13 protein-coding genes are annotated in these 15,581 nt (G+C 69.1%); 4 read left to right on the forward strand and 9 right to left on the reverse strand.

The window, feature by feature from the left end:
* The first annotated feature begins 33 nt into the window (after positions 1-33).
* Positions 34-648, forward strand: coding sequence for a DUF6114 domain-containing protein (locus R2B38_RS29120; protein ID WP_318018878.1), 615 nt, complete (start codon positions 34-36; stop codon positions 646-648).
* Positions 638-1,969 carry a hypothetical protein gene (locus R2B38_RS29125; protein WP_318018879.1) on the forward strand — a complete coding sequence of 444 codons (1,332 nt, stop codon included), beginning with the start codon at positions 638-640 and terminating at the stop codon, positions 1,967-1,969. Before R2B38_RS29120 ends, R2B38_RS29125 begins: the two co-directional genes overlap by 11 nt.
* Before the next feature lie 108 nt (positions 1,970-2,077).
* On the opposite strand, the gene R2B38_RS29130 is transcribed toward R2B38_RS29125, so the two are convergent.
* The 4 genes from R2B38_RS29130 to pta form a co-directional block, all read right to left on the reverse strand.
* Positions 2,078-2,482, reverse strand: coding sequence for a hypothetical protein (locus R2B38_RS29130; RefSeq protein ID WP_318018880.1), 405 nt, complete (start codon positions 2,480-2,482; stop codon positions 2,078-2,080).
* 162 nt (positions 2,483-2,644) lie between these two features.
* Positions 2,645-4,075: a pyruvate kinase gene (pyk, locus tag R2B38_RS29135; protein ID WP_318018881.1), complete on the reverse strand. Its 1,431-nt coding sequence runs from the start codon at positions 4,073-4,075 to the stop codon at positions 2,645-2,647.
* Between the two features lie 131 nt (positions 4,076-4,206).
* A complete protein-coding gene (locus R2B38_RS29140; RefSeq protein WP_318018882.1) occupies positions 4,207-5,409 on the reverse strand; it encodes an acetate kinase in 1,203 nt (400 codons plus the stop codon).
* Positions 5,406-7,496 carry a phosphate acetyltransferase gene (gene pta / locus R2B38_RS29145; protein WP_318018883.1) on the reverse strand — a complete coding sequence of 697 codons (2,091 nt, stop codon included), beginning with the start codon at positions 7,494-7,496 and terminating at the stop codon, positions 5,406-5,408. Before pta ends, R2B38_RS29140 begins: the two co-directional genes overlap by 4 nt.
* A 215-nt stretch (positions 7,497-7,711) precedes the next feature.
* Between pta and R2B38_RS29150 the strand changes: the two genes are divergently transcribed.
* Positions 7,712-8,737, forward strand: coding sequence for an ATP-dependent 6-phosphofructokinase (locus R2B38_RS29150; protein ID WP_318018884.1), 1,026 nt, complete (start codon positions 7,712-7,714; stop codon positions 8,735-8,737).
* 37 nt (positions 8,738-8,774) lie between these two features.
* On the opposite strand, the gene R2B38_RS29155 is transcribed toward R2B38_RS29150, so the two are convergent.
* From R2B38_RS29155 to R2B38_RS29165, 3 genes are all read right to left on the reverse strand, one after another.
* The gene (locus R2B38_RS29155) at positions 8,775-9,404 is read right to left on the reverse strand and encodes an XRE family transcriptional regulator (RefSeq protein WP_318021817.1); all 630 of its coding nucleotides are present in this window, start codon (positions 9,402-9,404) and stop codon (positions 8,775-8,777) included.
* 1,049 nt (positions 9,405-10,453) lie between these two features.
* Complete coding sequence (locus R2B38_RS29160; RefSeq protein ID WP_318018885.1) at positions 10,454-11,038, reverse strand: hypothetical protein; 585 nt, start codon at positions 11,036-11,038, stop codon at positions 10,454-10,456.
* Between the two features lie 230 nt (positions 11,039-11,268).
* The gene (locus R2B38_RS29165) at positions 11,269-11,448 is read right to left on the reverse strand and encodes a hypothetical protein (RefSeq protein ID WP_318018886.1); all 180 of its coding nucleotides are present in this window, start codon (positions 11,446-11,448) and stop codon (positions 11,269-11,271) included.
* 220 nt (positions 11,449-11,668) lie between these two features.
* Here R2B38_RS29165 and R2B38_RS29170 point away from each other — a divergent pair, with 220 nt between their 5' ends.
* Positions 11,669-13,795, forward strand: a complete 2,127-nt coding sequence (locus R2B38_RS29170; RefSeq protein ID WP_318018887.1) for a tetratricopeptide repeat protein — start codon at positions 11,669-11,671, stop codon at positions 13,793-13,795.
* Here the strand turns inward: R2B38_RS29170 and R2B38_RS29175 are convergent.
* Both R2B38_RS29175 and R2B38_RS29180 read right to left on the reverse strand, forming a co-directional pair.
* The gene (locus R2B38_RS29175; RefSeq protein WP_318018888.1) at positions 13,785-14,624 is read right to left on the reverse strand and encodes a carbohydrate ABC transporter permease; all 840 of its coding nucleotides are present in this window, start codon (positions 14,622-14,624) and stop codon (positions 13,785-13,787) included. The genes R2B38_RS29170 and R2B38_RS29175 overlap by 11 nt on opposite strands.
* Before the next feature lie 3 nt (positions 14,625-14,627).
* Positions 14,628-15,581 (reverse strand): sugar ABC transporter permease, encoded by a 954-nt coding sequence (locus R2B38_RS29180; RefSeq protein ID WP_318018889.1) that lies wholly within the window; start codon positions 15,579-15,581, stop codon positions 14,628-14,630.

A 15,581-nucleotide genomic window follows, 5' to 3' on the forward strand; every position in this document is an offset into this window, starting at 1 on the left:
CCACAGCAACGCCGTACCAGGGAGCTGTTTTCCATGAGCGCCGAGACTCCTGCCGCATCCGGTCAGTTCACCCACCGGAGGCTGCAGTTTCGTGCCTGGCGTGGCACGAGGCCGTTCTGGGCCGGTCTGTTCGTCATGCTCGGCGGACTCCCGATCGCCTACTTCCCGTACGCGCATCTCCAGATCGGGCATCTGACGCTGGCGATGGCCACCACCGCGGGCGCCGGGTCCCTGATCATCGGCGTACTGCTGGTCGTCCTGGGCTTCAGCCTCTGGTTCCAGAAGCACGTCCGCACGTTCGCGGGTGTCGCGGCGATCCTGCTGGCGCTGGTGTCCATCCCCGTGTCCAACCTCGGCGGCTTCCTGATCGGCTTCCTCCTCGCCATGGTCGGCGGGGCACTGGCCGTGTCGTGGGCGCCGGGCGCACCGCCACAGCCGCAGGCGCCGCAGGACGTCGCACAGGGAGAGGGCGGCGCCCCCGCCGCGGCCACGCCGTACGAGGCCGCGCCGCACGACTCCGCGTCGTACTACGCCAAGCCGCAGGAGCCCGCGCCGTACGAGTCCGCCGAGGGTACGGGCGAGCCGAACGATCTGTCAGGAACGAGCCCGGTGAACAACGGGGCGAACGGGAGGCACAGTGCCGGCTGACGAGGTGACCCACGGGACTGATGTGGACGAGTCCCGTGTGAGAACCGGGCCGCGGCACGCGGCACCCAAGAAGCCGCTGTTCACCAGGTTCCACATGCCCGCCGGCAAGGCGATAGCCACGGTGGCGATGCCGACCGCCGTGATCATGGGGTTCGGGTTCACGTCCTCGCTCGCTCTCGCCGACAACGGTTCGACGACTTCGCCGTCGTCGAAGAGCCTGACGGCCGACGAGTACAAGGACTGTGTCGCCGCCCTCGCCGGGACGACGGCGAGCCCTTCGGCGACGCCGTCCACCAGTGCCAGCGAGTCCGCGGACTCCTCCACGGACGAGGCGACTCCGTCGGCGTCCGCCTCGACGGACACCGACTCGGGCAAGGCATCTTCGGATTCGTCGGATTCAGGTTCCGACGACAAGGCCGCCACGCCCACGCCGTCCGCGTCCGCGAGCAAGTCGGTGGACACGAGCGGTTCGTCGAGCAGCACCGCCACCGCGACGCCCTCCGCGTCCGCGAGCAGCGGCAACCTGCTGGACACCATCGGCGACGCCATCACCGGGATCTTCACCGGCGGTTCGTCGAGCTCCGACTCCACGGCGAGCGCCACCCCGACGCCGACCGCGTCCGCCTCGGCGAGCGCCACGAAGGACGCGTCCTCGGACGGGTCCTCCAGCGTGTCCGACACCGTCAAGGACACGACGAAGAAGGTCACCGACACGGTGAACGACACCGTGAAGGACACGACCGACACGGCGTCCAAGGCGGCCGAGGACACCGAGAAGGCGGTCGAGGACGCGGCTTCGGCCACGGCCACCCCGAGCCCGTCCGCGAGCGCGAGCACCGACACCTCGGACTGCCCGGTCGCCACGGACGACACCAGCGGCGTCGACAACAAGGTGCTGCTGCCGGATGATCCCTGGTACCTGAACGCGAGTTCGCTGCTCCTCAAGGGCGCCGACTACCAGGGCGTCGTCGAGGTGAAGACGGCCGACGGCACGGTCAAGAAGGTCCTGAAGTACGTCATCTCCGGCGGCACCGACATCGGCGACCTGCACCAGACGGTGGACGACAAGCAGTCCGGCAAGACCTACCACGTGCAGGCGGCCGCCGGCTCGACGTCCACCATCCGCGACGGCGACACCGTGATGTACACGGAGTCCATCTCGGGCAACCTGTTCGGGCTGATCCCGATCACGTTCGACCCGGACAACCCGCCGCCGCTGAACATCCCGCTGATCTACTTCACCAACGTGAAGGTGGTCCAGGCCGGCCAGTTCGGCGGCACGCTGACCGTCCCCGGACTGCACAGCTACCAGACCGACTGAGCGTTCGCACAGGCCCGTTCGGGAGCCGCGCACAAACTGAGGGCGCCCCCCTTTCCCAGGGGGGCGCCCTCAGCGCCGTACAGGAGTGTTCACGTCCGCACGTGCGGGTCAGGCGTGGACGTTGATGTAGTACGCGGGGCCGTAGGTGGTGCCCTTCACCGTCGAGACGTACAGACGGTAGGTCGTGTCCTCGTCGAGGTCGCCGGTCTTCCACGGGGTGCAGTAACCGGCGGCGTGGCCGCGGGTGTTGGTCGTCCGCTCCGGATTTCCGTCGAAGGGCGGGTAGTCCAGCGCGGCCTCGACGGCCCAGCCGTCCGCACTCGTGTCGCAGGCCCTGATGGAGTCACCGGGGATCGAGCCGTCCGGGTCGGCGTTGAAGGTCGCGTACCCGGCGTCCCCATAGGCGTTGATGCTCACCTGTCCCGCCCACGCCTGGCCCTGCAGGGCCGCGACGAGGCCGACGGCGCACGCGCCGGTCGCCAGTGCCCGGGTCACCGTTCTACGAGTCTTCATGGAGTGTCCTCCCCCTTGCTGATCAATGGTCGGAAAGGAGAATGACATAAGACGATCATCTTGGGAAGTTCTTTACGTTCGGCGGGCGGCCCGGAACGGGCTGAGGGCGCCCCCTGCCACAGGGGGCGCCCTCAGCGCCGTACAAGTGCCTTCAGCGGTGCGTCAGTCGCGCTCGCCGCCGCCGAGGTGGTGGACGCGGAGCATGTTCGTGGTGCCGGGGACGCCGGGGGGCGAGCCGGCGGTGATGATGAGGGTGTCGCCCGGGTTGAAGCGGTTGATCTTGGCGATCTCCGCGTCGACCATGTCGACCATCTCGTCGGTGCTGTTGACGAACGGCACCACGTGCGACTCGACGCCCCAGCTGAGGGTGAGCTGGTTGCGGGTGCTCTCGTCCATCGTGAAGGCGACGATCGGCTGCGAGGCGCGGTAGCGGGACAGCCGGCGGGCGGTGTCACCGGACTGCGTGAAGGCCACCAGGGCCCGGCCGCCGAGGAAGTCGGCGATCTCGCACGCGGCACGCGCGATCGAACCGCCCTGCGTCCGCGGCTTCTTGCCCGGCACGAGCGGCTGCAGGCCCTTGCTGAACAGCTCCTCCTCGGCCGCCTGGACGATCTTCGACATCGTCTGCACGGTCTCGATCGGGTAGGCGCCGACCGAGGACTCGGCGGACAGCATGACCGCGTCCGCGCCGTCCAGGATCGCGTTGGCCACGTCGGAGGCCTCGGCGCGCGTGGGGCGGGAGTTGGTGATCATCGACTCCATCATCTGGGTCGCCACGATCACCGGCTTGGCGTTGCGCCGGCACAGCTCCACGAGGCGCTTCTGCACCATCGGGACCTTCTCCAGCGGGTACTCGACGGCGAGGTCGCCGCGGGCCACCATCACCGCGTCGAAGGCCGCGACCACGGCCTCCATGTTGGCGACCGCCTGCGGCTTCTCCACCTTGGCGATGACGGGGACCCGGCGGCCCTCCTCGTCCATCACCTTGTGGACGTCGTACACGTCGCTCGCGTCGCGCACGAAGGACAGGGCGACCATGTCGCAGCCCATCCGCAGGGCGAAGCGCAGGTCCTCGACGTCCTTCCCGGACAGCGCGGGCACGTTCACGGCCGCGCCGGGCAGGTTGATGCCCTTGTGGTCGGAGATGACGCCGCCCTCGATGACGATCGTCTTCACGCGCGGGCCTTCGACGCTGAGGACCTTCAACTCGACGTTGCCGTCGTTGATGAGGACCTGGTCGCCGCGGGAGACGTCACCGGGCAGGCCCTTGTACGTCGTCCCGCAGATGGTCTTGTCGCCCTGGACGTCCTCGGTGGTGATGGTGAACTCGTCACCGCGCACCAGCTCGACGGGACCCTCCGCGAAGGTCTCCAGGCGGATCTTCGGGCCCTGCAGGTCGGCGAGGACGCCGATGGCACGGCCGGTCTCCTTGGCCGCGGCACGGACGCGGTCGTACCGCCCCTGGTGCTCGGCGTGGGTGCCATGGCTGAAATTGAAACGGGCCACATTCATACCGGCCTCGATCAGCGAGACCAGTTGTTCGTGGGAGTCGACCGCGGGGCCGAGAGTACAGACGATTTTCGAACGGCGCATGGGACGATCCTATCGGTTTGTTTCGCTACGGAATATTCCGTCTGGCGGAAGATACAAATGGGCGGTCATGCGCTCAGGCGTGTTACCGCCGTGTAATTGCGCAGCCGGCCGCGCGGCGGAGCCGCATATTGTTACTGTCCGACCAGTGCATAGGTCTGTGTCGCGATCTCCAATTCCTCGTCCGTCGGCACCACCGCGACCGCGACCCGCCCGGACGCGGGCGAGATCAGCCGCGGCTCGTCGCTCCGTACGGCGTTCAGCGCGCCGTCCACCTCGAGCCCCAGCAGCTCCAGGCCCTCGACGGCGGCCTCCCGCACGGCACTCGCGTTCTCCCCGACCCCCGCGGTGAAGGCGACCGCGTCCACCCGGCCGAGTACCGCGCAGTAGGCACCGATGTACTTCTTCAATCGGTGAATGTAGATGTCGAAGGCGAGTTCCGCCTGTTCGTCGCCCTCGTCGATCCGGCGCCGGATCTCCCGCATGTCGTTGTCCCCGCACAACCCGATCAGACCGCTCTTCTTGTTGAGAAGAGTGTCGATCTCATCGGTGGACATTTCGCCAACACGCATCAAATGGAAGATGACGGCCGGATCCAGGTCTCCCGACCGCGTCCCCATCACCAGCCCCTCCAACGGCGTCAGCCCCATGGAGGTGTCCACACACCGCCCACCGCGTACGGCGGATGCGGACGCCCCGTTCCCGAGATGCAGCACGATCACGTTGACGTCCTCGGGCGCCTTCCCCAGCAGCTTGGCCGTCGCCCGCGACACATACGCGTGCGAGGTCCCGTGGAACCCGTACCGCCGGATCCGGTAGGCGTCCGCGGTCGCCACGTCGATCGCGTACCGCGCGGCCGACTCCGGCATCGTCGTGTGGAACGCCGTGTCGAACACGGCCACCTGCGGCAGATCGGGCCGCAGCGCCATCGCGGTCCGGATCCCGACGAGGTTCGCCGGATTGTGCAACGGCGCGACGGGGATGAGCCGTTCGATCTCGGCGAGCACGGCGTCGTCGATGACGGTCGGTTCGGTGAAGACCAGCCCGCCGTGCACCACCCGATGCCCGATCGCCGCCAACTCCGGTGAATCCAGGCCGAGTCGGTCCTTCGAAAGCTCTTCGGCCACGGCCTTCAAGGCGGCCTCGTGATCGGGGATCGGCCCGGTGGACTCCCGTACGGCACCGGTCGTGAGGCAGGTGTGCTTGAACCGGGAGGTCTCCTCACCGATCCGCTCGACGAGTCCTACGGCGAGACGGGCCCCGGCCGCCATGTCGAGCAACTGGTACTTCACCGACGAGGAGCCGGAGTTGAGGACGAGGACGCGGGTGGGGCTCACTGGGCGGTTGCCTTCTCGGTCGGGTGCTGCGCCTGGATCGCCGTGATGGCGACGGTGTTGACGATGTCGGAGACGAGGGCGCCCCGGGACAGGTCGTTGACCGGCTTGCGCAGCCCCTGAAGCACCGGCCCGACCGCGATCGCGCCGGCCGAACGCTGCACGGCCTTGTACGTGTTGTTGCCGGTGTTCAGGTCCGGGAAGATCAACACGCTTGCCTGGCCTGCGACTTCGGACTCCGGCATCTTGGTGGCGGCGACACTCGGCTCGACGGCGGCGTCGTACTGGATGGGCCCCTCGATCCGCAGATCGGCGCGCCGCAGCCGGACCAGTTCGGTCGCCTCGCGCACCTTGTCGACGTCGGCGCCCGAGCCGGACGTACCGGTGGAGTACGACAGCATCGCGATGCGCGCCGGGACGCCGAACTGCTCGGCGGTGGCGGCCGATTGGATGGCGATGTCGGCCAACTGCTCGGCGTTCGGGTCGGGGTTGACCGCGCAGTCGCCGTACACCAGCACCTTGTCGGCGAGGCACATGAAGAAGACGGACGAGACGATGTCGGCGTCCGGCTTGGTCTTGATGATCTCGAAGGCGGGCCGGATGGTGGCCGCCGTGGAATGCACGGCGCCGGAGACCATGCCGTCGGCGAGGCCTTCTTGGACCATCAGGGTGCCGAAGTAGTTCACGTCGGCGACGACGTCGTAGGCCAGCTCCACGGTCACGCCCTTGTGGGCGCGGAGGGCGGCGTACTTCTCGGCGAAGCGGTCGCGGAGTTCGGAGGTGTGCGGGTCGATCAGCTGGGCGGCGGTGAGGTCGATGCCGAGGTCGGCGGCCTTCTTGCGGATCTGGTCCTCGGGGCCGAGGAGGGTCAACTCGCAGACACCGCGGCGCAGTAGCACTTCGGCAGCGTGCAGGACGCGGGCCTCGGTGCCCTCCGGAAGGACGATCCGGCGCTTGTCGGAGCGGGCCCGCTCCAGGAGCGTGTGCTCGAACATCATCGGGGTGAGCCGGTCGCTGCTCGGCGCCGAGACGCGCTTGAGCAGGTCGCCGGTGTCGACGTACCGCTCGAAGAGGCCGAGCGCGGTCTCCGCCTTGCGCGGGGTCGCCGCGTTCAACTTCCCCTCCAGGGAGAAGAGTTCGGCGGCGGTGGGGAAGGAGGTGCCGGCCACCGAGACCACCGGGGTGCCCGGCGCGAGACGCGCGGCGAGGGTGAGGACGCCGTGGCTCGGCACCTCGTTCAGGGTGAGCAGGACGCCGGCTATCGGCGGGGTGCCGGCGCTGTGCGCGGCGAGGGCGCCGATGACGAGGTCGGCGCGGTCGCCGGGGGTGACGACCAGGCAGCCCGGGGTCAGCGCGTTCAGGAAGTTGGGCAGCATCGCGCCGCCGAAGACGAAGTCGAGCGCGTCCCGGGCGAGCCCGGAGTCGTCCCCGAGAACCACCTTGCCGCCGAGGGCGTGGGTGATCTGGGCGACGGTCGGCGCGGAGAGGGCGGGCTCGTCCGGTACGACGTAACAGGGCACCGGCAGCCGGGCGGTGAGGCGCTGGGCGATCTCCTCCCGGTCCTCGCGGGCGACCCGGTTGGTGACCATGGCGAGGACGTCGCAGCCGAGGCCGTCGTAGGCGCGATAGGCGTTGCGCGTCTCGGCGAGCACGGACTCGGGGGTCTGCTTGCGGCCGCCGACGACGGGGATGACGGAGGCGCCGAACTCGTTCGCGAGGCGGGCGTTGAGGGACAGCTCGTCCGGGAACTGGGTGTCCGCGAAGTCGGTCCCGAGCACGAGGACGACGTCGTAGTCACGCGCGACGAGATGGAACCGGTCGACGAGCGTCGACACCAGCTCGTCCGTCCCCTGCTCGGCCTGGAGGGCGGAGGCCTCGTGGTAGTCCATGCCGTAGACGGTCGCCGGGTCCTGGGCGAGCCGGTAGCGCGCACGCAGCAGTTCGAACAGGCGGTCGGGGCCGTCGTGGACGAGGGGCCGGAACACCCCCACCCGGTCGACCTGCCGGGTCAGGAGTTCCATGACCCCCAGCTCGACGACCTGACGGCCGTCGCCGCGGTCGATCCCGGTCACGTACACGCTGCGGGTCACGCGTGGTCTCCTTTTCCGGCGGATTCTGACGGCTTCTGGCTGCCCGTTTCGACGGTCATAAAAATCGCCCACCTGGGTGAGCGGAACCCTCTTGACAGTACCTCCGGGGATGGTTAAGGCGCCCGCCGGTCCGACGGGAGCGGCACCGCCCTGAGGGACGTGAAACAATCGGGTCCGGCTCACCGGTGTCAACAGCGAGCAGGAGACACAGCACGATGCGTATCGGAGTTCTCACCGCAGGCGGCGACTGCCCCGGCCTGAACGCCGTGATCCGGTCGGTCGTGCACCGAGCGGTCGACAATTACGGCGACGAGGTCATCGGCTTCGAGGACGGCTACGCCGGACTGCTCGACGGCCGCTACCGCACCCTCGACCTCGACGCGGTCAGCGGCATCCTCGCCCGCGGCGGCACGATCCTCGGCTCCTCACGGCTGGAGCGGGACCGCCTCCGCGAGGCCTGCGAGAACGCGCTGGACATCGCGCGCGACTTCGGGATCGACGCGCTGATCCCGATCGGCGGCGAGGGCACGCTGACGGCGGCCCGCATGCTGTCGGACGCCGGCCTGCCGGTCGTAGGAGTCCCCAAGACGATCGACAACGACATCTCGTCGACGGACCGGACGTTCGGCTTCGACACGGCGGTCGGGGTCGCGACGGAGGCGATGGACCGGCTGAAGACGACGGCGGAGTCCCACCAGCGGGTGATGGTCGTCGAGGTCATGGGCCGGCACGCGGGCTGGATCGCGCTGGAGTCCGGGATGGCGGCGGGCGCGCACGGCATCTGCCTGCCCGAGCGCCCCTTCGACCCCGCCGACCTGGTCAAGATGGTCGAGGAGCGCTTCGCCCGCGGCAAGAAGTTCGCCGTCGTGTGCGTGGCCGAGGGCGCGCACCCCGCCGACGGTTCCATGGACTACAACAAGGGCGAGATCGACCAGTTCGGCCACGAGCGCTTCCAGGGCATCGGCACGGCGCTGGCCTACGAGCTGGAACGCCGCCTCGGCAAGGAGGCCAAGCCGGTCATCCTCGGCCACATCCAGCGCGGCGGCGTACCGACCGCGTACGACCGGGTGCTGGCGACCCGCTTCGGCTGGCACGCGGTGGAGGCCGCGCACCAGGGGGAGTTCGGGCGGATGACCGCGCTGCGGGGGACGGACGTGGTGATGGTGCCGCTGGCCGAGGCGGTCACCGAGCTGAAGACGGTGCCGAAGGACCGGATGGACGAGGCGGAGTCGGTTTTCTAGCCGTTTCCGTCGGTACGGCGCTCAGTAGGTACTCCGCTCAGTAGGTACTCCTCTCGACCATGGACCAGAACCGGCTGATGATCTGGTCGAGGAAGTCACGGCCGGCCTCGCCCGCCTCGACGGCGGAGTTGCCGCCGCCCCAGGTCAGGGTGGCCACCATCTGCGCCTGGTAGTCCTCGTGCAGCTCCTGGAGGGAGTCCTCCAGGAGCCGCCGGTCCAGGGGCACGATCTTGCCGATCGGGCGTACGTACGCCTGCCACCGCGTGGTCATCGCGCTGCGCAGCAACTCGGCGAGCCTGCTGTCGCGCCCGGTGACGCTGATGAAGTCGGGCAGCGCGAGGTCGAGGAGATCGGCGAGCGCGGAGGACTGGCGCTCGGTGCCGCGCCACTGGTCGTGCTCCTCCATCCGCAGATACGCGAGGAGTTCGAGCCCGACGGCCCGCGCGACGTCCTCCGGCGCGAGGCCGCGCGCGAGGCGATGCTCACGCAGCGTGCGTGGCTTGCCGATGAGTTCGGCCGGCGAACACCACAACACGCCGGAGAGCGCGGTGAGTTCGGGCCCGGAGGGCGCGGTGAGCCCCCGCTCCCAGGCGATGACCAGGTCAGGCGTGACATACGGCAGCCCGTACGAGGCACGCATGCCGTAAGCGACATGCTCCGGGCCCATGTTGAGCGCGGTACGGAGCCGGTGGGCGGCGGGCGCGTTGAAGGGCGGAGTGGGCGGTGTCGGCGGCGTGGACTGGCTGGGTTGAGCTGGGGGTCGGCGCACGGGCCACAAGCTAGGGGTGCCTGGGTGCGGTGACTACGGTCTGTTCGGCCAGGATTACGGATTGTAGGAACGTACGGATTCGGTCGGGCCACGGAGATCCAACACAGGCGGGGTGGGGGTGGACGGTGACGGTGAGTGGTGGCCGGGGGGTGACTGGGGGGTGTCCGGTGGCGACTGCCGGGCGGTGAATATGCCGATCTACCTTGCCATTCGACTGGCGCGGCGGGAGCTGGGGACCGGCGGGGGGTGCTCGGTCGGCGTCGGGTGTGTGGGCGGGGTTCGAAGGGGAGTGCGTTTGTGGTGGGGGTGGTGATCGGGTGTGGGGGGAAGTGGGGGGTGGCGCAAAGTCGTCGGTCGGCTGCGGCGGGGTACGGCGGTGGGCGGTTCGGGGGCGCACGGCGTCTTTCGCGACGTCGAGTGCCAGGCCTCAGGGGGACTCCTCCGGGCCGACTGGGTCCCGGGGGCGAACTGGCTTTGCTGTGAGGGGAGTTGGCGCAGGGAATGGCGGCGGCGGGGCGTGGGCCGACTGGCTCGATGCCCCTCGCCGGGCCCTCTCCGTTTACGTCGGCCCCCGCGCAGGGCGTCGACCTCTCGCCGGTCATGGTCACGACGGTGAGCGAGCGGTGGGGTGGCGCCGGGTTCGCGTGCGGTGAGGTTCTGGTGCGCCTCGCCTCGTGCGATGACACGTAGGACGCGGTCTGCTCGATTGACGCGGTCTGCTCGATCTTCGGGGCGGCATGGTCACCGACCCGGGCCGGGTTCTCGTCTGCTGTGGCGGCCGTTGTCGACGCGCCTGAGCCCGGCCGTATGGGGACTTGGTGTTCAGCTCGTATCCGATGCTGTGGCCGCACCGTGCGCACGGGAGGCGTTGGACTCGGAGCCAGGCGCACAACCTGCGGTAGGCGGGCGCCCGTTGCGCGGGTTGCCGGCCACGGGCGCCTCCTCGGCTACGCCTTGGGCACGGTCCAGGTGACGGGGTCGCGGCCGTCAGGGCCGTAGATGATCCGGTCGGGTCGGGTGCCCTTCGCCATGCTGAACGTGATCTTGCCGCGCAGGCAGGTGCCGGGTTGTACGGCGGTGCTCTCGACGGGGTACTCCGGCTTGGGGATGCCGGCGCCGCTGACGCCGGGTGTCCGGATCCGGGTGTCGTCGGGGTAGCCGAGGGCCCACGGGCTCTGGGCGACCATGACGTTGGTGCTGGTGGCGTCGGCGCAGACCTTGACTTCGAGGATGGCCCAGGTCGGGTCGGGGAAGTCGGCGAGCGCGTCGGGGAGGTCGACCTTGGCGGGCTGGGTGTAGCTGATGACGCTGGTGGTGGCGCTGATGTGACTGCCGTCGAGGTCGGTGTCCGACCAGTGGCGGCCGGCGCCGATGGCGAGGGCCTTGGGCTTGGCGACCGCCGTCGCGGTGGCCCCGCCGGTGGGCTTGGCGGCCGTCGCGGGTGCCTTGCCGTTGTCATTGCTGGTGTCGCTGCTGCAGGCGGTGGCGGCCGCGATGAGCAGGGCCGCGCAGGCGGCTGTGCGGGCGTTCATGGTTCCCCCGGGTCGTGCTGATGCTGAAGGTGCATCATGGCGCCCCGTGTGGGGCGATGCGGGGTCGTGTGGCCGTCTTGTGATGTTGAGGTCCGCCGCCCGGCGCCGCACATCCCGTGGGGTCACCTCTGCCCCGGCGTCGGGCGTCGAGTGGCGAGCGGCGAACGCTGACACGACGAAGCCCCGGCCGGTGAGCGGTCGGCTGGGGCTTCGTCGTGTGTCTGTGGCGGCTACTTGTTGGGGCCTGACAGGTCGATCCATATCTTCTTGATCTTCCCGCTGACGATCTCCGCGTGCAGCGGTCGTTTCCCGTCTGTGCCGTTGCTGGTGGCGGCGTCGACGAACTCCTTGAGTTCGGCGAGTGTGATTGGTCGGCTCCTGCCGTCGAGCATGTGCTGGTGTTGAGGCATGAAGGAAAGAATGGGCTGTGCCGGCTTCTGTGTCACTAGCGCATCAGGCGGTCTGTGACATGACGAAGGCGCAGTTGTTCCCCGAGATCGCCCACACGTTGTGTGACCTGCGGTCAAGCGGCTGCGCGTTCCTGTCGTTCGGCGAGGAGTGCGGCGACGTCGCCGACGGCGCGTACCGTGTTGGCACGCGATTCGGGGGCAGCGGCACGGGGACGGCGCGATGGGCGAGCAGTACGGGCGGTACGAGCAGTACGGCGGGGATCATCAGGATTTCCGGGGCGGGGAGTTCAACGGGGACTTCACCGCGAAGAAGGTGGAGTACCACCAGCACGGGCCGGCGCCCACCGCGCTGGATGCCCTGCCTCCGAAGGTGGCCGGGTTCACCGGGCGCGGTGACCAACTCGGGGAACTGCTCCGCGCGTTCGACCCGGATGAGGGCGAAGCGGCGGGGGCTGTATTGGTCGCTGCGGTGTCCGGGCTCGGTGGTATCGGCAAGACCGCGCTTGCGGTGGAGGCGGTGCATAAGGCCTGCGACAAGGGGTGGTTTCCGGGTGGGGTGCTCTTCGTCAATCTTCATGGGTACGACGACGATCGCGTTACGGCGGAACAGGCGCTGGAGACTCTGCTGAGGGGGCTTGGGACGCCTCCCGAGCACATTCCCAACGGGGTTGATGCGCGGGCCGCGCTGTATCGCTCGGTGCTTGCGGTGCGGGAGAGGGAGTTGGGGGCGGTGCTCGTCCTGGCCGACAACGCTTCCTCGGCGGAGCAGGTGGGGCCGTTGCATCCCGGGGGCGCGCGTCACCGGCTGCTTGCCACCTCGCGGAGCAAGTTGCCCCAACTGGGGGCGCGGCTGTTGCCGTTGGGGGAGTTGAGTCCGGAGGAGGCGTACGAACTTCTGGACCGGGCGCTGCGGATCGCCGCTCCGGGTGATGCGCGGGTGGCGAATGAGGGTGAGGCTGCTGCTCAACTCGCCTTGCTGTGTGGGCACTTGCCTCTGGCCCTTCAGATCGCTGCGGCCCTGCTCGTCCTCGACCGGGACAAGCCCGTGGCCGAACTCGTGGCGGAACTGGCCGAGTCCGGTGACCGACTCCAGCACCTTGATGACGGTGAGCGCAGTGTGCGGGCCGCCTTTGACCTGTCGTATCGGCGTCTGCCGGCTGAACAGGCCCGGTTGCTACGGCTGTTGGCTTTGGCTCCGGGGCCGGAGGTGACGGCCGAGGTCGTAGCCGTGCTGGACGGGGCGGACACTGCGCCGGTGCGTGTGCTCGATGCGTTGTGCCGCGCCCATCTTGTTGAGCGGGGGAGCGGGCGGTGGCGGTTGCATGACTTATTGCGGGTGTTCGGGCTGAGTGTGGTCAAGGGGGATGTGGGGTTGTGCGAGGAGGGGGAGGCGGCTCGGGAGCGGGCGCTGGAGTTCTATCTGCGGTGGGCGGAGGCGGCGGACGACCGGCTGCGGTGGCTGCCGGGGAGGCGGGAGCCAGAGCGGTTTGCGGACCGGGCGGGGGCGTTGGCGTGGCTGGATTCCGAGCGGGCGGGGCTGGTGGCGGCGGTGCAGTGGGCGCGGGAGGAGCGGTACGCGACCAGTGCGGTGCGGCTGTCGCAGTGCCTGGCGGAGTATCTGGACTGGCGGCGTTCTTTCGATGACTTGATCACGGTGTGCGGTGTCGCGCGGGAGGCCGCACACCACACCGGTAGCCGGGCGGCGGAGGCCAGCGCGTGGACCAACCTCGGCAACGCCCTTCAGCAGACGGGCCGGACCGAGGGGGCTATCGACGCCCACACCCGCGCCCGCGACCTGTTCCAGGCGGTCGGGGAGGGCCACGGCGAGGCCATGGCGTGGGACAACCTCGGCTTGGCCTTGCGGCAGGTCGGCCGGGCGGGGGAGATGATCGACGCCCACACCCGCGCCCGCGATCTGTTCCAGGCGGCCGGGGACCGCCCCCGCGAGGCCATGGCGTGGGACAACCTCGGTGCCGCTCTTGGGGAGGCGGGCCGGTCGGGGGAGACCATCGACGCTCACGCCCGCGCCCGCGACCTGTTCCAGACCGTCGGGGACCGCCATGGCGAGGCGAGGGCGTGGAACAACCTCGGCGGAGCCCTGTGGGAGGCGGGTCGTGGGGAGGAGGCGGTTGAGGCGTACGAGAAGGCCCTGGAGGGCTACCGGGAGTTCGAGGACTGGTACCGAGCGGGCCGCACCCTCTCCAACCTGGCCCTCACGCACCAGCGCGCGGACCGTCCCGCAGAGGCCCGCGCCCACTTTCTCCAGTCCGCCGACGCCTTCACCCGCGCCAACGCCCCCACCGAAGCCGCCCAAGCCCGCACCCGAGCCGAAGCCATCACCCCTTAACAGCCCCACCCAAGGCAAACCCCCTACCCAACCGCCGCGCCACCAGCACATACAACAAAATCACCGGCGTCGAATAAACAACCGAGAACGCGGCCAGCTGCCCGTACGCCACCATCCCCCGATTCCCGAAGAACTCATTGATGCTCACACTCGCCGGCATCTGGTCCGGCGTGAGCAGCAGCATGAACGGGACGAAGAAGTTCCCCCACATCATCACGAACGAGAAGACGGTCACCACCGCGACCCCCGGCCCCATCAGCGGGAGGACGATCCGCGCGAGGGACTGAAACGACGACGCCCCGTCGGTCCACGCCGCCTCCTCCAACTCCTTCGGTACGCCGTCCATGAAGTTCTTCATCAGCCAGATGGCGAACGGGAGTTGGGACGCGGCGAAGAAGAAGATCGTGCCCTGCATGGTGTCGATGAGATTCACCTGCACGAACAACGCGTACACCGGCACCATGATCGCGGTGACCGGAAGGCTGGTCGCGAAGAGGATCGTCAGGAGGAAGGGGCGGTTCAGGCGGGACCGGAACCGGGACAGCGGGTACGCCGCCAACGCCGCGCACACCACCGTCAGCAGCGTCCCGAAGCCGCACAGGATCAGGCTGTTGAGGAGAGGGGTGAAGGTGATGTCCGAGTTGAGGATCGCGTGGAAGTTGTCCAGGGTCAGGCCGTCTGGGGCCTTCACCTTGAGGTCCGCGTGGGCGTCGAGGGACGACAGGACCACCCAGAGCAGCGGCAGTGCGAACGTCGCCGCGACCACCAGCAGCCCCGCGTCCGCCGCCAGGCGTCGGGTCGTGCGGCGGGAGGAGAGGGTGAGTGCCATGGGTCAGACCTCCGTTCGCAGCAGGCGCATGTAGATCACCGAGAAGAGCGAGCCGACCAGGAGCAGGAGCAGCGCGACCGCCGTGGCGTAGCCGATCATGCTGTTCTGGAAGGCCTGTTCGTACATGTAGAGGGGGAGGGTCTGGCTCTTGTTTCCCGGGCCGCCTCGCGTCATCACCCAGATCAGGCCGAAGACGGACAGGGTCTGGAGCGTGTTCAGCATCAGGTTCGTGCCGATCGAACGGCGGATCATCGGCAGCGTGATGTGCCACATCCGGCGCCAGCCGCTCGCGCCGTCGACCTCCGCCGCCTCCGTGATCTCCTTGGGGATCTCGTTCAGGGCGGCTGAGTACACCAGCATCGAGAAGGCCGTTCCCCGCCACACGTTCGCGAAGGACACCGCCAGGATGGGGAGGGTGAACAGCCAGTTCTGGGACGGGAGATGGAGCCAGACCAGGATGGCGTCCAGGGTGCCCTCGCGGCGGAAGAAGGCGTAGAGGAGGAAGCCGGCGACGACCTCCGGCAATACCCATGCCGTGATCACGATCGCGCCCGTGAGCGTGCGTACCGGTTTCGACGCGCGCTGCATCAGTGCGGCCAGGCCCAGGCCGATCGTGTTCTGCCCGATCAGGGACGACAGGACTGTGAACACCAGTGTCAGCCATACGGCGTTCAGGAATTCCGAGTCCTTGAAGGCCGTGCGGAAATTCGCGAAGCCTACGAAGGACGAGTGGGCCTGGCCCGTGAGTTGGAGGTCGGTGAAGGCGATGTAGGCGCAGTACGCGATCGGGCCGGCCAGGAAGAGGAGCAGGAGGATCAGGGCGGGGGAGAGGGGGAGGAGGCGGGTCAGGGTTTGGGTGAACGGGCGTTTGGGGGTGGGCAGTTGGGTGGTCGGGGTCGGCGGGCCCGGGGGGACTTCCCGCACGCCCGGGCCCGTGTGCTGCGGTGCTGTGGTCAT

It is taken from the genome of Streptomyces sp. N50, from assembly GCF_033335955.1.
Taxonomy (GTDB): Bacteria; Actinomycetota; Actinomycetes; order Streptomycetales; family Streptomycetaceae; genus Streptomyces.